Annotated in this window: 16 protein-coding genes; 3 read left to right on the forward strand and 13 right to left on the reverse strand. The window is 40.8% G+C overall.

All coding sequences use genetic code 11. The features are described 5' to 3' along the window. Positions 1 to 313: 313 nt before the first annotated feature. From ACM5QX_RS10355 to lepB, 11 genes are all read right to left on the reverse strand, one after another. Positions 314 to 1,093, reverse strand: a complete 780-nt coding sequence (locus tag ACM5QX_RS10355; protein ID WP_414753436.1) for a COP23 domain-containing protein — start codon at positions 1,091 to 1,093, stop codon at positions 314 to 316. A gap of 232 nt (positions 1,094 to 1,325) precedes the next feature. Next, positions 1,326 to 2,966 (reverse strand): M48 family metalloprotease, encoded by a 1,641-nt coding sequence (locus ACM5QX_RS10360; protein WP_414753437.1) that lies wholly within the window; start codon positions 2,964 to 2,966, stop codon positions 1,326 to 1,328. A gap of 319 nt (positions 2,967 to 3,285) precedes the next feature. Next, complete coding sequence (locus tag ACM5QX_RS10365; protein ID WP_011317024.1) at positions 3,286 to 3,597, reverse strand: RNA recognition motif domain-containing protein; 312 nt, start codon at positions 3,595 to 3,597, stop codon at positions 3,286 to 3,288. Positions 3,598 to 4,122: 525 nt separating this feature from the next. Beyond that, positions 4,123 to 5,160, reverse strand: a complete 1,038-nt coding sequence (gene speB, locus ACM5QX_RS10370) for an agmatinase SpeB (RefSeq protein ID WP_414753438.1) — start codon at positions 5,158 to 5,160, stop codon at positions 4,123 to 4,125. Between the two features lie 91 nt (positions 5,161 to 5,251). Next, positions 5,252 to 6,991, reverse strand: coding sequence for a R3H domain-containing nucleic acid-binding protein (locus ACM5QX_RS10375; RefSeq protein WP_011317022.1), 1,740 nt, complete (start codon positions 6,989 to 6,991; stop codon positions 5,252 to 5,254). A 39-nt stretch (positions 6,992 to 7,030) separates the two neighbouring features. Continuing rightward, positions 7,031 to 8,191, reverse strand: a complete 1,161-nt coding sequence (gene ldpA / locus ACM5QX_RS10380; RefSeq protein ID WP_414753439.1) for a circadian clock protein LdpA — start codon at positions 8,189 to 8,191, stop codon at positions 7,031 to 7,033. Positions 8,192 to 8,384: 193 nt separating this feature from the next. Further along, on the reverse strand, positions 8,385 to 9,797 hold the full coding sequence (locus ACM5QX_RS10385) for a response regulator (RefSeq protein WP_414753440.1): 1,413 nt from the start codon (positions 9,795 to 9,797) through the stop codon (positions 8,385 to 8,387). A gap of 181 nt (positions 9,798 to 9,978) precedes the next feature. After that, positions 9,979 to 11,814, reverse strand: coding sequence for an EAL domain-containing protein (locus ACM5QX_RS10390; RefSeq protein ID WP_414753441.1), 1,836 nt, complete (start codon positions 11,812 to 11,814; stop codon positions 9,979 to 9,981). 45 nt (positions 11,815 to 11,859) lie between these two features. Further along, positions 11,860 to 12,015 carry a hypothetical protein gene (locus ACM5QX_RS10395; RefSeq protein WP_153228449.1) on the reverse strand — a complete coding sequence of 52 codons (156 nt, stop codon included), beginning with the start codon at positions 12,013 to 12,015 and terminating at the stop codon, positions 11,860 to 11,862. Positions 12,016 to 12,655: 640 nt separating this feature from the next. Continuing rightward, complete coding sequence (locus ACM5QX_RS10400) at positions 12,656 to 13,444, reverse strand: MOSC domain-containing protein (protein WP_414753442.1); 789 nt, start codon at positions 13,442 to 13,444, stop codon at positions 12,656 to 12,658. Between the two features lie 107 nt (positions 13,445 to 13,551). Then, positions 13,552 to 14,199 (reverse strand): signal peptidase I, encoded by a 648-nt coding sequence (gene lepB / locus ACM5QX_RS10405; protein ID WP_011317017.1) that lies wholly within the window; start codon positions 14,197 to 14,199, stop codon positions 13,552 to 13,554. 291 nt (positions 14,200 to 14,490) lie between these two features. Between lepB and ACM5QX_RS10410 the strand changes: the two genes are divergently transcribed. Next, the gene (locus ACM5QX_RS10410; protein ID WP_414753443.1) at positions 14,491 to 15,810 is read left to right on the forward strand and encodes a dihydroorotase; all 1,320 of its coding nucleotides are present in this window, start codon (positions 14,491 to 14,493) and stop codon (positions 15,808 to 15,810) included. Positions 15,811 to 15,916: 106 nt separating this feature from the next. Beyond that, the gene (locus ACM5QX_RS10415; RefSeq protein WP_414753444.1) at positions 15,917 to 17,089 is read left to right on the forward strand and encodes a patatin-like phospholipase family protein; all 1,173 of its coding nucleotides are present in this window, start codon (positions 15,917 to 15,919) and stop codon (positions 17,087 to 17,089) included. A 1,188-nt stretch (positions 17,090 to 18,277) separates the two neighbouring features. On the opposite strand, the gene tsaE is transcribed toward ACM5QX_RS10415, so the two are convergent. Further along, complete coding sequence (gene tsaE / locus ACM5QX_RS10420) at positions 18,278 to 18,736, reverse strand: tRNA (adenosine(37)-N6)-threonylcarbamoyltransferase complex ATPase subunit type 1 TsaE (protein ID WP_011317014.1); 459 nt, start codon at positions 18,734 to 18,736, stop codon at positions 18,278 to 18,280. 308 nt (positions 18,737 to 19,044) lie between these two features. Here tsaE and ACM5QX_RS10425 point away from each other — a divergent pair, with 308 nt between their 5' ends. Further along, entirely contained in the window at positions 19,045 to 19,284 is a 240-nt protein-coding gene (locus ACM5QX_RS10425) for a hypothetical protein (protein WP_190565236.1), read from the forward strand. 303 nt (positions 19,285 to 19,587) lie between these two features. Here the strand turns inward: ACM5QX_RS10425 and ACM5QX_RS10430 are convergent, their stop codons facing one another. After that, complete coding sequence (locus ACM5QX_RS10430) at positions 19,588 to 20,958, reverse strand: gluconeogenesis factor YvcK family protein (RefSeq protein ID WP_414753445.1); 1,371 nt, start codon at positions 20,956 to 20,958, stop codon at positions 19,588 to 19,590. Positions 20,959 to 21,092 lie beyond the last annotated feature (134 nt).

Genomic DNA, 21,092 nt, shown 5'->3' on the forward strand with positions numbered 1-21,092 from the left:
ATGTGCTTTATTTTGGACTGTAGAGACGTTGCATGCAACGTCTCTACATCATTTATTGGGTGCAACTTCATAGAGAATTGGTATAACAATTCAAAATTCAAAATACCCTACGGGAAGTAAGCTACAAAGTTCAAAAATAAATAGAGTGAGCCAAAAGCCCACTCTATGACAAATGTACATATATTTAATATTTTGCACCACTCTCTTATTGCCAAAATTACAGGCTAAAAAGCTGATTATTTCGTAGGGTAGGCATTGCCCACCACTTGCTTATTGAGAAGGTGCAAGATATCCATGTAGGAAAATCCTAAAATTAGCGGAATCGATCAGGATTCAGGCGTGCGGGGGCTTGGTTGGGAGATTGGCGACGAATAGCTACCCCATTTCTCAGTCCTCTAGCTGTTCCTCCATCTCTGGTGTCGAGGTAGGGCTTCAAGTTGATTCCGCGTCTGGATGAACTCACCCGATTATTGCCATTACCTAAAAGGGTGCTACCCAAATTGTAAAGATCGTTATTGCCTCGGTAAGTATTGACGGCTGTGGTTTGTTGTCCGTTATCAGCAGTCACTAGGTTTTGGAAAACGTTATTACGTACTGTGTAGGGGTCTTGGTTACGAGGTACTGTGAGGACAATCCGACAGCGTTGGTTTGCGTCGGTTGTCACACAAATGATATTTTCGTTGTTTTCTACAGAAACCTGAAGTTCTTGTAAGCCATCTGGGCGATAGGATTCTAGGCGATTGGCGATCGCCTGACATCTACTAGCTGCATCCCAACCACCGCCTAAATTTCTGGGTGCTGCCCAAGGAAAGTATTGCCCTGGTTGACTTTGGGGCTGATAAACTACGGTTTGCTGTCCGTTTATCGGCACGCATCTGAATCTGACTGTGCCATCCCCATTGGTGATAGGAGGTATATTTGTTGATGTATCTGTTGGATAAGGATAGGGTACATTTGTCGGTGTTGATGAGCCTGATGGTACAGTTGGCACAACAACGCCATCATCAAATTGCGCCAATGCGACGGAATTACCCAGGAAAAAAGATAAACCTAAACTACCCAATAAAGCGATTTTCCGGCTTTTAGATAACATGAATGCTCCTCCAGTGACAACACAGTATATTAGTCGTTATACCGTTTCTTGATGAAGATGCACTTTATTCTGTACTGTAGAGACTATGCAACGTCTCTACATCATTTATTTAGCGCAACTTCATAGAGAATTGGTATTAGTAAAAGATTAGGGACTATAAACTACCCCAACGAGAAATTTATGACTCGCAACTTTATTCCTGATTTAGTTGACGAAGAATTTGACTTTTAGTTCATTCCGTAGTGCGCTTTTTTTCTTCTTCCTCTTTTCTCTGTTTGAGGAGTTTGTTCACTTTAACTTTAATTTCTGCATGGCGTTGTACACCTTCATAAGCGTAGCGGTTATAACTATTGCGAGAAATTAAGTTTTCTAGATAACTAACTCGCTCATTACCGCCTGGGTGGGAAGATAACCAAGTGGGAATGTCATATTTTTTTTGTTTGTCTAGTGTCACCATTAAATTCCGCAAGCCATCAGCAGCATAGCCGCTAGCAACAATTAAGCGTGTACCCAAAATATCTGCCTGTCTTTCCATATCCCGGCTGTAATTCATGGCGAAAAGTTGCCCAATCGTGCCACCAAAGGGTAGATATTGAGTAACGTTGGAGATGAGATTGCCTTGGGTAACTAATTGAAAGCCGTGGGATAAGACGACATGAGATAATTCATGTGCAACTAATCCTGCTAATTCTGCTTCGGAAGTGGTTTTGGCGATCGCACCAGCATTAATAAAAATTTTTCCTCCAGGTAAGGCAAAGGCATTAAGTTCTTCTTCAGGAATCACAAAAAATTCGTATTTAAATTCATTTCTACCAGCAACTTTCGCTAGTTTCTGCCCAATATCATTGATGTAGGCTAAGATATCATCGTCTATGATTAAAGGCAGCTGTTTTTTCGCCTGTTTTGCTACCGATTCACCGATAGATTTTTCGCCCTGTAGTAGCAAAATGGTGGAGTCAAGGGCAGAAAACGGCCCCAGTAAGCTACCCGTAACCGCATAACCCAAAGCGCCTGTAATGACGTTACTAATTAAATTACCCCTAATTTCCTCTCGAACGTAGGATTGATAGCGTTGAAGATTTTTCTCGGCTAATTGAGTAAATTCTGGTGCTTGGGGATTGTTAGGATTGAGGATAGCAAATTGCCTTGCAGCTAAAGATGCTTCCATCCATTTCTTGGATTTAGCCAAGGCGCTAACCCTGGCTTGAGTTAGTTCTGGTTGATTGGGATAAAGAGATGATGCCCGTTCTAAAATGTCTAATGCTTCTGTTTGGCGATCGTATTGGGTGAGAACTTCAGCGTAGCGAATATGGCCAGGGATAAATTCGGGGTATTGTTCCACTAATAATTGCAGAGGTACTAGAGTTCGGGTTTGCAATTTCTTGGCTATTCCCGCCTCTGCTTCTCGCCAATAGACTTTACCTGCTGGTGAAAGTTCTGTTGGGTTCAGGATGGCTGGCTTTCGTTCTTTGGATGCAGATGTTTGAGTAAAGGGTGTTTTGACTTCGCGGTAAATTTTTTCGGCCTCGGCAATTTGTCCCGCTACATAAAGTTTATCGGCTTCTATGAGTTTTTGTTGACGGGCAATCTCTTCTGGACTGAGTGGAGGTTCCGCCGATTCCGGTGCTTTGGTTGTCGCTTCTGGCGTGGGCTGGGGTGGTGTTTCTGAGGGAGATGAGCGTTTTAGTGCATCTCTGAGCTTTTGATCATTGGGGTTTTCCGGCGGGGGTGTGTTTGTTTGCTCAGTGGGGGCGGGAGGTTCCTGGGCTGGTACTGGTGCTATCGGTTGAGTGAGAAGAATTAATAGTGTTGTCCCAACTGACAACAATATCCAATTCAAGGTTAGCAGCAGAGACTTACTGATGCGCTTCATGCTGAGTTCCACCTAATACAAAAGGCTCTTTTATTTAGGGTAGGAGCAATTTGGCTCATCCGACTAGAGCGATCGCCATTGCTTTACACTAACTACTAAAAAGATGTTATTAGGGACTTCCAGATCAAAAAATACCCAAACTGTGGGGTGCGTCAGAATAAATAATTTCTTGGTATAGCTGGGTTTTCCTGCACTGACGCACCCTACTAACTGTCAATTTGGCATAATTTCTTTTTGGTGTTCCATCAGGATTAAATGAAAAAAAAGGCAGACAACTTGCCTGACCTCAAGAATTTAGCTAAATTTTTAGTTTTAATTCTTAATAACGGGAACGACCACCGCCACCGCCGTATCCTCCCCGGTTTCCACCACCAAAGGAACCTCTGTCTTCCTTTGGCTTGGCTTTATTAACTTTCAGGTCACGACCCATCCACTCAGCACCATCAAGACCCTCAATGGCGGCTGTTTCTTCTGCATCTGAACCCATTTCCACAAAAGCAAAACCACGCAGGCGACCTGTTTCGCGGTCAGTAGGTAGCACAACTCGTTTTACAGAACCATATTCTGCAAAAACGTTGCTGATATCCTCTTGCGTAACTTCGTAAGAGAGGTTCCCTACATAAATTGACATTCTTTTCTCTCCAAAATCATGGCTGTGTAGAGATTTAAATTTCGGAGAGAGGTCTGTAAATACCACAAGGAAAAGCCTGTTAATACTAAAAACAAAGACTATCACCGATTTAATTCTCACTGTCTATGATGGCATAGAAGTTAATTTCCTGCATGAGGAAATGGGTTTATCAGAGAAGCTATGCAACAATAATATTGAGATTAAAGACCAAAACTATTGCCTTACAAGGCTTTCAAGGTTTTATTTTTTTAATATAGCTGTTGCCAGTAGTGTTAGGAAATCAATAGATGATACAAACTAGACACAACAAGACTTTTCACCCAGTACCCAGTCCCTAGTCCCCAGTCCCCAGCTATATTTACAAATATTACAGTCATAAATTCCCACTTAATTTAATAAATATTAGTGATAGTATTCCTAATTTTTATCTTCAAAATTACACTCAGGATAGATGATACGAATTGAAAGTTGATGTCTAGGCAATGACCAGGCGTTGATCATTGCCTGCGGAAAAATAACAGCTTATTATTTGTGAGATAAATCCATTAAATTTGCTAATTTGTAAACCACTCTCGCCCCTACATTACCATCCCACTCAGCATCACCAACTTCGCAGACATCGAAGCCAATAATTTTTCTCCCGCTATTGACCAATTCCCGAAATAGACAAAAAACTTGTTCCAGTTCCAAACCACCAGGAACAGGTGTACCTGTATTTGGACAAAGTTTCGGATCTAAACCATCCACATCAAAACTAATGTGGACGTATTCCGGTAAATGATTGACAATTTCGCGGCTTAATTCGATCCAGTTTGTTCCACCATAGAGTTTTTGTTTAATCATGGGGTCGTAATACGCCACGATGCGTCCGTGGGATTCATCAATCATTTGCACTTCATCATGACTGATGTCGCGTAAACCTACCTGCACTAGTTTAGAAATTTGCGGTAGTTTCAACCCATTAAACATAATTGACGCATGGGAAAATTCAAACCCTTCGTAAGCGTCACGTAAATCTGCGTGTGCATCAATGTGGAGAATGCCAAAATTGGGGTATTTCGCTGCTAATGCTTGAAAGTAACCTAAGGGTGAACTGTGGTCGCCACCAATAACTGCTACTTGCTTACCTTGATTCATGGCTACTTGACATTGTGTAAACAGCCATTGATTTACCTGCTGGGAAGCTTGATTAATTTCTGTGAGTACAGGTGTTAAATCTGGTGTGTCTGTGAGTAATTTACCTTGGGCTAGCCGTTCAATAATTTGTGCTGCTAAATCTCGATAATAATTATTTTTCTCGATAATTTCTTGGGGAATTTCCACTAAGAAAATTCCTTGTTTCCAGCCATCAGGATGATCAAAGTCAAATAAATCTAGTTGCACTGAAGCATCCAGAATTCTTTGCGGCCCATTGGCTGTACCTGCACCATAGGAAACCGTAACTTCCCAAGGGACTGCAAAAACAATTAAATTTGCAGAATCGTAATCGCACGGCAAGCCTAAGAGATTGCCATTGATTTCGCCTACGCCGCTAGGATTATAGTCTTGGAGTTGATTAATCATAGATTTTTGGATATTAATTTTACCAACTAAAAGCGATCGCCCTAAAATATTGGAGAGCGATCGCTGGATTTACTTGACAAACTCAGCCAGTTTACGCTGGATAAATCCGTAAACGACGGTTTGGTTCCTCCCCAAAACTATGGGACTTGAGCCGATAGTGTTCTACTAACTCGTGCTGCATTTTGCGGACTTGCGGAGAACGGGGTAATAACTCCACTGGTTGTCCTTTGGGAATGACGATTTGCTCAACGGCTAGTCTGGCTTCTTCTAAAGCGTCCATTTCGTCGTCACTACCGTTGTGCAGAAACAATTGTAGTTCTCGATCATCCGCTATTTCTGGATCGTCCAAGTTAAGTAAGCGCCGCAATCCACGGGTAATCTGAGGAATGGTACTCGACTTAATCACATGGATAGGTACATGACGGGCTTTAGCCATCTGCCTTAATTTAGCGTGGTTTTTGACGTGCGATCGCAATGCCAAAATTGCATCAGCATTATCTATATCTTTTGTCAATACCACGGGCAAAGTTAAAACACTAATCACCTGTTCTAGCTGATGTCTACTCACACCATAAGGGTAAATGTGCAGTGGCAAATCTTCACCGTTGGGGCCTGGTTGTCTAGCACTACTGCCGAAATCGATAGCTTCTGGGTAGTTAAACGATTCATCTAGCAAGCGGTCAAATTCGCTTTGTCCAGAAATTCTTTCTCGCTCTAGGGGTAATGATGGGATGGCTAGCATTTGTCCTGATGCACGCCAACCATTAGATGCTCTAGCTGGTGAAAAAGATTCTTCAGGAGTTGCCAACTGTCCGCCACGACCATTAACAACAGATAATTGTCGTGTGATGGCGACTTTGCCTTGGTCATCCACTGTTCTAGTTTGTGGACTAGGCTGACGGCCTCGGAGAAGCGTATCCACTGTATCCGCAACACTTTCGTGTACTACCCAACGTTGCCGTTCTAGCATTTCCACGGCAATCTCAAAGGTAGGGGGGGCTTTCCGTTCTAAAACAGTTTTTTGACTACCCCTGCGCCTCGCTTCATCGTCTCCCAGTGTCACAGCTTGAATACCCCCAACCAAGTCAGACAGTGTGGGGTTTTTGATCAGGTTTTCTATCTGGTTTCCGTGGGCAGTACCTACCAACTGTACACCTCTTTCGGCAATGGTACGGGCTGCTAAAGCTTCCAGTTCTGTACCAATTTCATCAATGACAATGACTTCTGGCATATGATTTTCTACTGCCTCAATCATTACCTGATGTTGCAGTTCTGGATGAGCTACCTGCATCCGCCTAGCACGACCAATGGCTGGGTGAGCAACATCGCCATCCCCAGCAATCTCGTTGGAGGTGTCAATGATAACCACACGTTTATGCAATTCATCTGCTAAAACACGGGCAATTTCTCGTAAAGCTGTAGTTTTACCTACACCAGGCCGTCCTAGCATGAGAATTGATTTACCAGTTTCCACCAAATCGCGGATCATGCCTATCGTACCGAATACAGCTCGACCAACACGACAGGTCAGACCAATTATCTTACCACTGCGGTTGCGGATAGCACTGATCCGATGCAAAGTTTGCTCAATTCCTGCCCGATTATCTCCACCAAAGTTTCCTACGCGCTGAACGCAATCATCTATCTGTGCTTGAGTAACGGGTGTTTCGCTCAGGTACTCGGCTTGATTAGGAAATCTAGCCTCTGGGCGACGACCCAAATCCAAGACCACTTCTACTAAACTATCTCGTTTGGGATGGTTCTCTAGTACTTGTCGCAGGTCTTGGGGCAAAATGTCTAACAACTTTTGGAGATCGTCTGTAGTCGTCATGCTTTCTATTGTGACGTTTTGAGAGATAACGAAGAGCAATTAGCTCTCCTGCTGTGACTTGAGCTGGGAAACGAGGGAACGGGCAAGCTCTACGGCTTGCCAAAGCAATTCTGGTTCTTCTTCAAGGCGTACTGTGGCCTTAACACTGCTATTACTCACCTCCTTCTTTTCTAACTGCTCAATAATCGGTGACAGCATTACACGGGCGTAGCTACCGTAAGCAACTCCAGCGATGGAGGCGGAGGGGCGGGGGGCAGGGGGCAGAGGAGAAGAAATTTCCCCCATGCTCCCTGCTCCCTGCTCCCCTGCTTTTTTCAGTAGTCCCATTGCCTTTAACTTAGCAACTGTGTAGCTGTTAGTGCCACCTGCTAGCTGTATATATCCTGGCAATTTAGCTGCTAGGACTTTTTGCCCTAGTTTCACTGCTGCTAAAGTAGTACCATCGCCAATATCGCCACTCATGGGGCGACCGTCGGTTTGCCAGATTAAGGTGGTAGGAAGTGGAGAAATTAGTTCATAGATTGATTGGAGATATTCAACTAGATGCTTGCCATCGGGACAGCTGATAGCCAATACCTTCAGTTGGTCTGCCCACGGTGAAATTACTTGCCATAATTGCTTAAACTCTGCCAAACGTCCCACTTTTGTATGGATTTCTACGGCATCTATTCCTGCTGACATGACCATTGGCGCGATCGCCTCTGGCGTTGACATATAGGAATTTGTATAAATTATATCATAAGGACAAACTGGCAGACAACGGCCGCAACCGTAGCATTTCTGAGATTCAACTCCGGAAAAATTATCTTTTTGATGATTAAATACAATTGCCTGAGCAGGACAGATTTTCTCGCAAGGTCTGGGACAATCGGAGGGACAATGGTGGGGATTGAACTCGGCTTTGCGGAAATGAGGGTCTTCGCCGTCATTTAAGCTCACCATCAATAAAGGTGCATGACCTTTGTAATCCAATCCTCTTGCTTGAGCTGCTTTCACCAAATTTCTAGCTACTTGTATTGCTTCTTTAGCATCTCTAATCACTGCTGGGTCAGCAGCCACATCTATGCAGTCAGCACCAGCTAAAGTGTAGGCTAATGTTAAACTTCTCACAGCAGGTAGGTGCTGGAAACTAGCTCCACAGATGAGCTTGAACCAGTGACCTTGGTTTAATGATTGTAAAGGGGCTAACAGATCAGTCACACTTCTATTATGCTTTTATGTGAATGAAAATAGTAGCTTGTGTTGAATAAAAATCCTAATTTATTTTTTGTAGTGTTATTTGACTCATCCCAATTCTCTATGAAGTTGCACCAAATAAATGATGTAGAGAGATCATGGAGACGTTGCATGCAACGTCTCTACAGTCGATAATAAAGCACATCTTCCTGTCTACTCAGACTGGTGTAATGGGAATTGTAATGACAAACTCTGCTCCTTGGCCTAATGCAGAAGCACAGGTGATTTGTCCTTGGTGTTTCTGCACTACAATCTGATAGCTGATAGATAATCCCAAGCCACTACCTTTACCTACGGTTTTTGTGGTGAAAAATGGGTCAAACAGATGAGATTGCCAAGATTGATCTATACCTACACCATTATCGGCGATCGCAATCCTCACAGTGTGTGAGTCGAGTAATTCTGTGCTAATGCGAATTTGAGGATTTTGGTTTGGGAGTTCTTCCTTAATTTTGGTGATTCCCAAAGACTGGAAATTAGCCGTTGCTTGACGAACGCTTACCCACAGAGGATTGACTTGGCTACTTTGTAAGCGCAGTCTGGGAGTCATTGGTATTACGCCAGAATCGGTTTCCTCCCTCACCTCCAAAGCATCTATGGCATTATTTAAGATGTGCATAAATACTTGGTTTAATTCGCTTGGATAACAAGTAATCAAAGGTAAGTTACTATAATCTTTAACTACATCAATTGCTGGACGATTTGATGTGGCATTGAGTCGATGCTCTAACATCACCAAGGTGCTGTCTATTCCCTGATGAATATCTACCAGTTTCATTTCCGCTTCGTCATGGCGGGAAAAGTTTTGCAGCGCCAGCACAATTTCCCGAATCCGATCAGATCCTCTGTACATAGCACCCATTAAGTTTTGCAGGTCTTGCATCACAAAATTCAAGTCTGTCTTTTGAATTAGTTGTTGAATTTTGGGTGTGGGATTTGGATACTCCTGTTGATAAACTTCAATGATCTTCACTAAATCTTGGATATACTCATTGGCATATTGCAGGTTGCCATAGATAAAACTAATGGGGTTATTAACTTCATGGGCAATACCTGCTACTAATTGCCCCAGTGCCACCATTTTCTCATTTTGAATTTGTTGAACCTGTGAGGCTTTTAAATTATTCAGGGCATCTTGCAATAAGAGATTTCTTTCTTGTAATTGAAGTTGCAACAACCGTAAATTTATTTGATTTTCAATTCTTAAGATTACTTCCGCACCATGAAAGGGTTTAGTAATATAGTCTACACCACCAACGTCAAAAGCTTTTACTTTATCTAGAACATCATCCAGCGCGCTAATAAATATCACTGGTATGTCAGATGTGTGTTCATCATCTTTCAGTTGCTGACAAACTTGATAACCATCCATCTCCGGCATATTAACATCCAGCAAAATGACATCAGGTAAAAGCATCTGACACGCAGTCAGCGCCATTTTCCCATTCAAAGCTTTGCGGACTTCAAAACCTTGTGCAGTTAACATTGCTGATAACAGCCGTAGATTATCTGGTGTATCATCTACTACCAAAATATTGCCTTTATATTTATTGTTATTATTTAAATTCATTATGAATTAAAATTTATTATTTATCCCCTCATAAATATATTAAATGCTGTTTGGACGGACTTATATAAAAATTGCCTTAACTAAACAAATATTTTGATGAGATTGATAGCATCAAATTGCTAAAAAATAAAGTTATATAGATATGAATTGAGAAAATATAAATCAGAAATAGCAAACCAAATTACCATTTGGTTGCTAAGGCGATAAAATCCATTACCATGTTCTGAGCTATGGGTCGAGAAAATAGATATCCTTGTGCAAAATCACATTTTAAACTCTTCAGTTGTTCCAATTGTTCTTGGGTTTCAACTCCTTCTGCGATCGCCGACATACCCATAGATGCAGCAATGCTAATCATCGCAGGTACTAATCCCATATTTTCCTGATTATCCAACATCCGATTAACAAATGATTTATCGATTTTTAGGGCATTAAAAGGAAATATATGTAAATAGCTCAGGGACGAATAACCTGTGCCGAAGTCATCCATTATCAATTTAATTTTACGCTCCTTTAATTGTTGGAGAATTACTTTAATTTCATTATTATTTTCCATAATCACGGTCTCTGTGATTTCTAGCTCTAAATTAGATGGATCTATTTGAGTATCTTTGATAATTTGATCTACTTGTGTTATGAAATTAGTCTGCAAAAATAATTTCGCGCTTAAATTAACACTAATACTGAGATTTTTAGGGGTCATTGGATGAGATTGCCAGATGCGTAGTTGCTGACAAGCGGACTGCAACACCCACATATTGATAATATTAATTAGACCAGTTTCTTCGGCTACTGGAATAAATTCTGTCGGAGCAATCAAACCGTGAATTGGATGCTGCCAACGAACAAGTGCTTCAAATCCAGAGATTTTGCCTGTAGTCAGAGAAATAATTGGCTGGTAATAAATAACAAACTCTTGTTTTTCCACTGACCTACGTAAGTCATTTTCTTTTTCTAAGGCTTTGATCACTTCCTCGTGCATTGCTGGGTCAAAAACATGATATCTAGCCCTTCCTGAATCTTTAGCACGATACATGGCTGTATCAGCATCTCGCAGCAGATATTCTGGTTGATCATATCCTTGATGACCCCAATTAATACCAATGCTGACATTCATAAAAACTTCGTATCTAGACAGTTTAAAAGACATAGATAGTTGTTGCAGAATGTAATCGGCTATTTGAATTGCCATGCGGATGTCTTTTATATCCTCTAACAAAATGCCAAATTCATCACCGCCTAGTCTTGCTAGAGTAGAGTCTGTTGTGAGGCAAGATTGGAGTCTATTAGCGATAGAAATAAGTAATTCATCCCCTACTAAATGCCCTAAAGAATCATTGACAACTTTGAAGCGATCGCAGTCTAAAAATAGTACTGCAAATTGATAATTAGATTCTTCTTTAGCGCGATTTAAAGCTTTTCCTAATCTCCTGATAAACAAAATTCTGTTTGGTAAACCAGTAAGAGCGTCATGGAGCGCCATATCCAGCAATTTGCCTTGTAACTTTTGACGCGCACTAACTTCTATTTGGAGTTTTTGCAAAGCCTTTTCTAACTCCCAAGTACGCTGCTTCACTCTTTGTTCTAATTCAGCATTCAGCGTTAAGATTTCTATTCTTGCCGTTCGCAATTCTATTTGATTTTTTACACGTACTAAGACTTCTTCTAATTCAAAAGGTTTAGTAATATAGTCTACCCCACCAACTTTGAAAGCCTTAACTTTGTCAAAAACATCATCTAAAGCACTAATAAAAATTACTGGAATATCAGATGTCAGTTCCCAAGCTTTAAATCTTTGACAAACTTCATAACCATCTACCTCTGGCATCATAATATCAAGCAAAATCAAATCAGGTAATAATGTTTGACAAGCTGTACAAGCCATTTGCCAGTTTAAGGCTTTACGAACGTTATATCCTTCCCTAGCAAGAATTGATGACAAGACGCGCAGATTGTCTGCCATGTCATCAATAATCAAAATATCCTTTTTATATGGGTCTAACTGTTTATAATTCATTCTATATTTGTTTTAGTTAGTGCCATAGTTTTTTCAACCTGATAGTTATTTAGTAAATCCTTCAGAAAATGATAAAGTTGATTTTTCTGGAGTAACTGTTTCAGAAGAGCGAATGAAGCGTATGGCTTCATACAACACAAAAGCAATAGATGACAGGAGTTTCACCAACAACCGACTGTCAGCCACATCATCTACTACCAAGATGCGATATTCTCCTTGTGTGGTAATAATCTAATATTCCCTGCCCATTTTGCAACGCTAGATGCCTCACTGTTTCCGCCGCCAAATACGTTTGCAGGACAAAAGGCACAATGAGGAATAATCTGAGGGACTTTTTAGTAAATTTTTTGCCAATTGAGCAGTAACAGGAGTTGACGGACTGAAGTTTGACTAACATCATTTGTAAAAAATTTTCTCAATGTTAACCCCAGGGAATCTACGATATATCAGCTACTTTGAGCTTAAGGGTTAGTACTGTCTACAATAGCAAATATCATCAAGCAAGTAGCTGATACTTATGTCAAAGGATACTAAAATATCTTTAGGCATATTTGGTCTACTGGGGTGCTTCTTTCTGATATCAAGGCTTAAACTTTGTTATAACACCATAATTTGTTCTATTGCACCTGACAATACATGAATATGTATTATTCAATGAGTTGCCAGATATATTTACACTGTTTAACCAAAAAATTTTGTACTAGAAAAATGTCGCTATTTTTACCAATTGAAGACAAAATGATTGGTAAAATTTTATACATAAAGACGCAAGGGGCAAGTATTTACTACTTAGTAGTTAGATTTATCCCGAATGAGTATGTTTATTTTGTTTTAAAAAATCTCAATTTTTATAGATAATTTTAATTTCTTCGCCCACACTAATGAATTTCCCTGCTTCCGAACTGGGTAATTTTGTATTTACGCTTAAACGATAAAAATGATTAAAACGAGATGTAGCAGACCATTCCGGCAATGTAGCTTGACGCTTTTGAACAAATATTTTTTGAAAACTTGGATAAGCGACACCTGAAAAAGAGTCTTTTGTGGGAACTACACAACGCTGGCAAGGGTTAACACCAAAAAATTGCACGTCTCCAACTTGGAAAGAAAGAACTTCACCTGATTCGCTAAATAACTGATCTTCCCAAAATGCCGGAACGCCATCAATTTCCAGATTAGCACGCATTCGACGGCGCATTTCATCGATAGTTACACCAGGAAACCAAGAAGCTACTTCTGCCAAGGTTGCGGTACTAATTACTGTTGGCCCTGGTGATTGTAAATCATCAGGGAATCCTCCTTGGGAGTTTTGCGCTAGGGTGACGGCAAAGCCAAAAAAATCACTCAAGATAGCTGCTAGTGTTTGTCTTTCTTCGTCTAGATGAAAGACATATTCTGAATCTTTTCCAGGAAATTGAAGCGATATTTCTCGATGGGAGATGTGAAAATAGGAACGTAATTGATGAATAGAGGGATTTCGTTTGCCGTTCACCACTCTCGAATGTTCGTCAAATATAGCAAACTCACGGTCATGCTCTAGCGCACCACCGTTGATTATTCGTCCTTGTTGGATTTCCACCCCGTCTAGTGATTTAATTGGGTAGATTAAGATTTTAGCTAGGTAAGGCATCTTAAAAATTTCTGTGCCAATAGTCAACAGTCATTGGTTTATGGCTTGTGAAACAAAAATCCCAGACGGTGGACTGTTGACTATGCCTTTGTTTTATATATAGTTTTTTACTTTGGAGAGTATAGAGGCGATTTATCGATTTCTCCCACATTGTTGAGTGGCCAAAAACGAAGAACTGCACGACCAATAATATTTTGACGCGGGACAACACCCCAACAACGACTGTCATAGCTACTATTACGATTATCTCCTAGCACTAAATAGGAGTCAGCAGGTATAGTCTGGGGTTTCGTTAAGAAAGCTGGTTGCTGACCTGATGTACAGACATCAATGACTGTGGCTTGTTTGGAGTCGAGATATGTCCCTTCATTAAGGGGTTTTTTATTGATATATACTCTGCCGTTTCTGAGTTCTACGGTTTCCCCAGGTAAGCCAATCACCCGTTTGATAAAGGCATCTTGGTATTGCTCCCTTTGTAACTCTTCTGTAGGGGAAAAAACTACAATGTCTCCCCTCTGTGGTTGAGAAAATCTATACTTCAACTTATCAACAATAATTTTGTCGGCTTCCCACTGGTTGGGGGTTCCGTGGAGAGTGGGTTCCATCGAGCCAGAAGGAATCCAGCGTGCTTCAGCCACAAAGGTACGAATGCCCAAGGCGAGAACAATACTTAATACAACTGTTCTACCTAGCTCTGCGATCCAAGAATTATCAGGTTGTTTACTAGAATTGTTGTCAGACACTTGATTTTGCATGAAATTACTGAAGTAAGAAAAGTGTAAGTAATTAACTCGCTGAGGGAGACTATATTTGTTAATCTTAACGGGAGAAAGCAGATTAGGTGGTCATCAGTTATTTGTAGTTGGTCATTAGTTATGGCTTCTGACTCTGGACTGTTGACCCTAGCAAGTGGTCTGACTCATAAGAGCAAAATAATCTTTTTTGTAAATAACTGCAAAAAAATATTACAAAAAGTGCTGTTGAGATTGACCTAAAAGCATAGTTTTCTATAGTCTATAGCTCCTGGTTGAAAAATTGTTAGTTTTATGTCCTCTCCACAAAGTTTGCTAATTCGCGGCGCTCGCATCCTTTTACCGAATGGTGAATTTTTGCTGGGAGATGTGCTGATACGCGATCGCCATATCATTGAAGTAGGGATAGAAATAGTCAACACTACACCAGCTACAGAGATTGACGCGAAAGGTTTGACTTTGTTGCCAGGAGTCATAGACCCCCAGGTGCATTTCCGCGAACCGGGGCTAGAACATAAGGAAGATTTGTTTACAGCCAGCTGCGCCTGTGCCAAAGGTGGGGTGACTTCTTTTTTAGAAATGCCCAACACGCGCCCCCTGACAACTACCCAGCAAGCGCTAGATGATAAGTTACAACGGGCTGCTAGTAAGTGTTTGGTAAATTATGGGTTTTTTATTGGGGCTACGGGGGAGAACACACCAGAATTATTAGCCGCCAACCCAACACCAGGCATTAAGATTTTCATGGGTTCAATGCACGGTCAGTTGTTGGTTGATCAAGATGCTGTACTGGAGTCGATATTTGCTCAAGGTCAACGCCTCATTGCTGTTCATGCCGAAGACCAAGCCAGAATTAACCAGCGCCGTCAAGAATTTGCGGGGATTCAAGACCCGGCAATTCACTCCCAAATTCAAGATAATCAAGCGGCACTGTTAGCAACACAGTTGGCATTAAAACTTTCTAAAAAATACCAGCGTCGGTTACATATTCTGCATATGTCCACAGCCGACGAAGCCGAATTACTGCGCCAAGACAAACCTAGTTGGGTAACAGCCGAGGTCACACCACAACATTTAGTCTTGAATACTGGTGATTATGACCGTATTGGTACATTAGCACAGATGAATCCGCCCTTGCGATCGCCCCACGATAACGAAGTTTTATGGCAAGCGTTGCGGGATGGTGTGATTGATTTTATCGCTACAGACCACGCCCCCCACACCTTAGAAGAAAAAGCCCAACCCTATCCCAACAGTCCTTCTGGGATGCCTGGGGTAGAAACATCTTTGGCTGTGATGTTGACGGCGGCAATGGAGGGGAAATGTACCATTGCCCAAGTAGCCAACTGGATGTCCAAAGCTGTAGCTGTAGCTTATGGTATCCCCAATAAAGGTGCGATCGCCCCTGGTTACGATGCTGATTTAGTACTTGTTGATTTGCATACATACCGCCCCGTCCTCCGCGAAGAACTCTTAACCAAATGTCACTGGAGTCCCTTTGAAGGCTGGAACCTCACGGGATGGGCCGACACAACCATAGTTGGCGGTCAGATTGTCTACCACAAAGGCAAGTTAAACACCGAAGTGCGCGGTCAAGCTTTAAGTTTCGTGTAGCAAATAATATTCTCCTATTACGTAGATTACAACTGTAAAACAGATTTAGGCGAAAGAAATCATTCTTCCCTGATCCCCAGCCCCTAATCTACCAAGGAGAATTAAAATGTCCTTCAAAATATTGAGTCTGGATGGTGGTGGTATACGCGGCGTGATTACAGCACGCATCCTCCAAGAAGTGGAGCGACAAATTCAACAGCAGCAAGGGAAGTCTTTACACGAATACTTTGATTTAATCGCCGGCACTTCCACAGGTTCCATATTAACGGCGGGAATTGCCGCGAAAAAAAATAGTAGTGAGCTAGTTCAACTGTATCAGGAACAAGGTCAGCAAATATTTCCTATCGAAAGAAAAGAACGCTACAAAAAAATTCCCAGTTTCCTGCAACCATTGATTGAAGCTTTTTCACTGCCTAAATATTCTCATCAAGGGCTAATTAATGTCCTGAAAAATGTTTTGGGTGACACAAGAATTAAGGATGTGGAAGGCCCGATAATTTTGATTCTCGCTTACGATACTCTTTATCGCAACACAACATTTTTTACTAATTGCCATCCCGACTTGGGCGATAGATGGTATGATGATTGTTACCTATGGGAAATTTGTACCGCTTCAGCCGCAGCTCCTACCTTTTTTCCCCCATATAAATTAGAGCCTGTAAATAAAGAAAAATATGGAAATTGGGTATTCCCTCACATTGATGGAGGAATCGCTGCCAATAACCCAGCACTAGCCGCACTCAGTTTGGTAATGAGGTTGTCTCAATCTTCAGTCTCCTCTGCAATCAAACAACAACATAATTTAGATGGGATCAATTTAGATGATATTGCTATCCTTTCTATTGGTACAGGTCAAACTGGCGAACCATATTCATTTGATCAGGTGCAAAATTGGCGAGGCATAGATTGGGCGCAACATATTATTGATATATTTATGGAGCCGACATCGGAAGTTAGTAGTACAATCTGCCGGCAAATTATGGGTGGATTTAATTCTCAAAGATATTTACGTCTTCAGTTTGATTTAAATGAAAGATTTCAACCTAACAAAGTGGAATCCTACAAAGACACTCGTCAAGTCCTCAAGCCAGGACAAAGAGTTAACAGATTTACCCAAACTCCAATTACGGAAGAGATGGATGATACTAGGGACGATATTTTGAGATATCTCATCGATGCCACATCCAAGTTTATTGATAAAGGTTGTACTTTCTATACCAGAAATGACTGTGGGCCTCAAGTAAAAGATGCGATCGCATCTTTTATTCAAGCTAATTAGCATATTTACGTAAAAAATTCTATCCCTACTAGGGTCAGTATTGTTTCAGTGATCAGTTATATTGGCGTAGTCCGTCTCGTCCAGCACCTTAGAAATAGCTTTAACTTGGTCAACCGATTGTTAATATAAGATTTTTTTTTATAAAGTTTTTGTTTGATTAATTTAATTAATAAGTTAATAATTAGTAACTTTACGGGTATATATCCTGAATCTGTTTTGGGAACACTTAAGTATGCGGATAGATTGGCAGCTAGTACGGAAAGTAGTAAGCCTTTTACTTCTCCCCATTAGCTTTTTGCATTTAACTATCCGGATTTTTTACCAAATAACTGTAGAGAAAAATAGGGTTAAGTAAACGGGCAAATTTTCGTGAAAACAATGTTTTATACATATAAAAATTTTATCTGCACCTGATTTGTAGGTTCTAAAAACCTATTTCTTACATCTCTGACTCTTTAATCCTTCTGGGCATGGGATTGCTGAGGATACTAACATTACTGAGCAAAACCTAGCAAGAAAATATAAATCAGTATTTGTTCTTGCACAATTTAGAACAAATTTTACAGAGATAATCCAAGGAATAGGTCAATAAGAATAACAATGGTGCAAAAAATAAAAAGACTTTACCAGTATTGACTGATTTAATAAAAGTCTGCTGTAAGCCTTATCAGCTATACGATCTACCAGAGGACAAGTTTATGTCATTTTTAATATCAATCTAATTTTCCGAAAGAGCAGGTATTAAAAACATCTTCCAAATTCCTAGATATCACCTGCATAAAGTTCTTGAAGACACTTAGATTTGATTTTTTTAACCATCTACAACAAGACTGATGATGAGAAGATGCAACCGTAGCTAATCTCAGTAGATGGAGAAAGTAACCAAATGTTCTGTTGAAAAGTAATTCACCGATTTTAAGATTATGAAGGCAATTATGTTAGTGAATTTCTGTGATGAGCGCGGTAGTGGTAGATAGAACGAGTGTGAAATTCTGCCTCGACTATCAGTAAAAATTTTGTCGTTATCATGTAGAGATTGATTGGGTATGGCGTTGATGTGCTGGTAAATTTAGGATAAAACTAATGTAATTTGGGGTAACTTTTTTACTGTTTCTACTCAGTGGTAAATAGCCCTAATATTACAACAGTACTAGGCAGCGTTTTTACCCAATTCGGAAATAAAATCATTCACTTGGTAGCAATTAAATCGCTGATGGTGCAATTGAATGGTGTAATTTCGGCTTGACGACTGCCCTCATCGCCATAAGTCAAAAGTACGTTAATGTAGGTACTTGGCTTGTAGGGCATTCGTTCCGACCACTCAATCGCTACAATACCCGGAATTACCTCAATCCCTTCCCAATAAATTTCTAAATTTAAACTTAATACTTCTTGTGGCTCTAAGCGGTATAAATCCAGATGGTAAAGGGGTATACGTCCTTCTATATACTCATTAATCAGAGTGAAAGTAGGACTGACAATGGGTTCAGTAATACTTAAACCTTTACCCAAGCCCTGTACCAAAGTAGTTTTACCAGCACCTAAATCACCTTCTAGTAAAATCACGCTACCAGCAGTTAAAGTTTCTCCTAAGAGAATACCTAAGTTGAGTGTTGACTCTTTATCTGCAAGAAAAATTTTAGTCATTGGTCAATAGTCAGTTGTCAGTTGTTAGAGACGCGATTAATCGCGTCTGTACAGTTATTGGTTGCTAATCATTTTCTTTTACCCCTCTGCATCTTAATGTCTGTCTTGAAAGAGGGTATAGGGTACAGGCTCATGGTTTTGGTGGGCAATGCCCACCCTACTTAATATTTCAAAAATCAAGTATGAGTCCCAATATAGAGAAAATGTGGTTTTAAATACGCTATTTGATGGAATTAGTAATATAAAATTTCCATGTGTATGTCATCAGATTACTGAGTTTAACCTAGTCAAAAATTAGGACTGATCTAATGAGTAGAGAAGCAGTTAAAGTTATTTTATGGGAAGAAAATCAAAAGGATTTTGTCAAAAAGTTCTATGATTTACAATTTATTCCCAGAGTCGGCGAGGAAGTATATTTACAAAAAGAGAGATGGAAAGTAACCAGAGTTGAGCATGATGTAGAAGTTAGTGAGATTAATGTATATATGGAAGTAATTAAAAAAGTCAAGCAGGATAAAGTCAAGCAGGATAAACCGTCTAATTCTTAAATAAAGCTAAGTTTTACTTTGATCAAAGGGAATGTCAACTGGATTTAATTCTTAAAGTGGTTTTAGATTAGATATAACTTGTCTGGACAGCAAAGGCGGGAAACACACTATTATTGAGATTCTAGAACACCAATTCAGTAATCAGAGAGTAAAAGAAAAATCAGCCCAAAGAGAAGTAAACAGTCAAAAGCGCCAAGAGGTTTACCAAAAATTCTTTTATCCTTGATTGGGACAATCATACTCATACTATTTGTTGCCCTAACCAAGTTAAGTTATACCATCTCTTACCATGAGTGATTCTCTTCACTTTCCATGATGCGCTCCACCATACCACTTCAATAGGACTTTGGCTAACTTTTGGGGATTGTGACGCACAAATCCTGTTTCGTCCTCGTACAAAACATTAGCTAAGACAATTCTTCTCCCTAGTTGAGAGACAGCTTCTCTGTCTAAGAACACAGGATGGGAATCTTGTTGAGCATAACGGATGAGTGATTGGGCTGAAGGGGATTTTTTATGTACTAGCACAGCATCAAACAGTTGTCTTTGTCCACAAGCTGCATCAATGGCGCGAATGTGGTCAGCAACGGTATATCCTTGAGTTTCCCCCGGTTGGGTCATCACATTGCAGACATAAATCCGAGGGGCTTGGGATTGGGCGATCGCATCAGCAATGTCTGATACTAATAAGTTAGGAATTAAACTGGTATAGAGGCTACCGGGGCCAATAATAATATAGTCGGCTTCTTTGATGGCCTTAATAGCTGCTGGCAAAGCCGGAGGATTAGCCGGAATGCAACCAATCTTGACAATTTTACCGCCAGCCTTGGGAATGCTAGACTCGCCCTCGATGCGGCGACCATCGGCTAATTCTGCCCAGAGGCGAACATCGCTGAGAGTAGCAGGCAAAACTTGTCCTCTCACAGCTAAGACTTTGGAACTAGCAGCTACAGCCCGTTCCAAATCACCAGTGATATCACTCATCGCGGTTAAGAACAAATTGCCAAAACTATGACCAGTTAAACCATCCCCAGCCCGAAAACGATATTGAAATAACTCAGTCAATAATTTTTCTTCATCTGCTAAGGCTGCTAAACAGTTGCGAATATCTCCCGGTGGTAAAACACCGAATTCTTGACGTAACCTCCCAGAAGAGCCACCGTCATCAGCTACGGTCACAATAGCCGTAATATTAGCACTATAGGTTTTTAATCCTCTAAGCAAAGTAGATAGCCCCGTACCACCACCAATGACTACTATTTTCGGCCCCCGGTACAAGCGCCGATGGGCTAACAGTACGTCAATGAGTTCTTCTTCCGCATCCGGTCTTAAAACCTGAGTAATCGAGCCGACAGTGCGCGTTTGTCCCCAAAGCAACAATAACAAACCACCCAAAATAACCACAGGGCCACTGATATAGTTGGGTAAAATGTTAGCGACAGCTCCCAAGAAACCCCTAACCAACTCCAACAGCCAAAAAATGGGAGTCAGCTTCACCCAAATAGCTAACCCTAAAATCGCTAGCAATACACCCCCAACACTGATTAGCAACCAGCGTTTTATCGATAATCCAGGGGACAACCATTTGAACCACTGGTTCACCCGATGGGAAGTTCGACTGCGTGACTGCTGTTGCAATGCGTTGAGGGCTTGTCTGAGAAAACCGATTGACATACCTGATTCGGAGCCGTGGTACAAACAATAACTAACAGAAAATGCACACTAAATGGTTTTAACACCAAGTATGAAATTATGAAACCTTTTTTTAGTTCCACTTAAACTAAAAGCAAGTCATCAAGGCTGCCAGT

It is taken from the genome of Anabaena sp. CCY 9910 (genome assembly GCF_963920875.1).
Taxonomy (GTDB): Bacteria; Cyanobacteriota; Cyanobacteriia; order Cyanobacteriales; family Nostocaceae; genus Trichormus; species Trichormus variabilis.

Excerpts from the sequence above, each read along its gene's own strand:
- ACM5QX_RS10365 (WP_011317024.1), bottom strand. The coding sequence starts at position 3,597 with ATGTCAATTTATGTAGGGAACCTCTCTTACGAAGTTACGCAAGAGGAT.
- ACM5QX_RS10410 (WP_414753443.1), top strand. The coding sequence starts at position 14,491 with ATGTCCTCTCCACAAAGTTTGCTAATTCGCGGCGCTCGCATCCTTTTA.
- ACM5QX_RS10415 (WP_414753444.1), top strand. The coding sequence starts at position 15,917 with ATGTCCTTCAAAATATTGAGTCTGGATGGTGGTGGTATACGCGGCGTG.
- lepB (WP_011317017.1), bottom strand. The coding sequence starts at position 14,199 with ATGCAAAATCAAGTGTCTGACAACAATTCTAGTAAACAACCTGATAAT.
- speB (WP_414753438.1), bottom strand. The coding sequence starts at position 5,160 with ATGATTAATCAACTCCAAGACTATAATCCTAGCGGCGTAGGCGAAATC.
- ACM5QX_RS10385 (WP_414753440.1), bottom strand. The coding sequence starts at position 9,797 with ATGAATTTAAATAATAACAATAAATATAAAGGCAATATTTTGGTAGTA.
- tsaE (WP_011317014.1), bottom strand. The coding sequence starts at position 18,736 with ATGACTAAAATTTTTCTTGCAGATAAAGAGTCAACACTCAACTTAGGT.
- ACM5QX_RS10375 (WP_011317022.1), bottom strand. The coding sequence starts at position 6,991 with ATGACGACTACAGACGATCTCCAAAAGTTGTTAGACATTTTGCCCCAA.
- ACM5QX_RS10360 (WP_414753437.1), bottom strand. The coding sequence starts at position 2,966 with ATGAAGCGCATCAGTAAGTCTCTGCTGCTAACCTTGAATTGGATATTG.
- ACM5QX_RS10425 (WP_190565236.1), top strand. The coding sequence starts at position 19,045 with ATGAGTAGAGAAGCAGTTAAAGTTATTTTATGGGAAGAAAATCAAAAG.
- ACM5QX_RS10355 (WP_414753436.1), bottom strand. The coding sequence starts at position 1,093 with ATGTTATCTAAAAGCCGGAAAATCGCTTTATTGGGTAGTTTAGGTTTA.
- ACM5QX_RS10390 (WP_414753441.1), bottom strand. The coding sequence starts at position 11,814 with ATGAATTATAAACAGTTAGACCCATATAAAAAGGATATTTTGATTATT.
- ACM5QX_RS10400 (WP_414753442.1), bottom strand. The coding sequence starts at position 13,444 with ATGCCTTACCTAGCTAAAATCTTAATCTACCCAATTAAATCACTAGAC.
- ACM5QX_RS10430 (WP_414753445.1), bottom strand. The coding sequence starts at position 20,958 with ATGTCAATCGGTTTTCTCAGACAAGCCCTCAACGCATTGCAACAGCAG.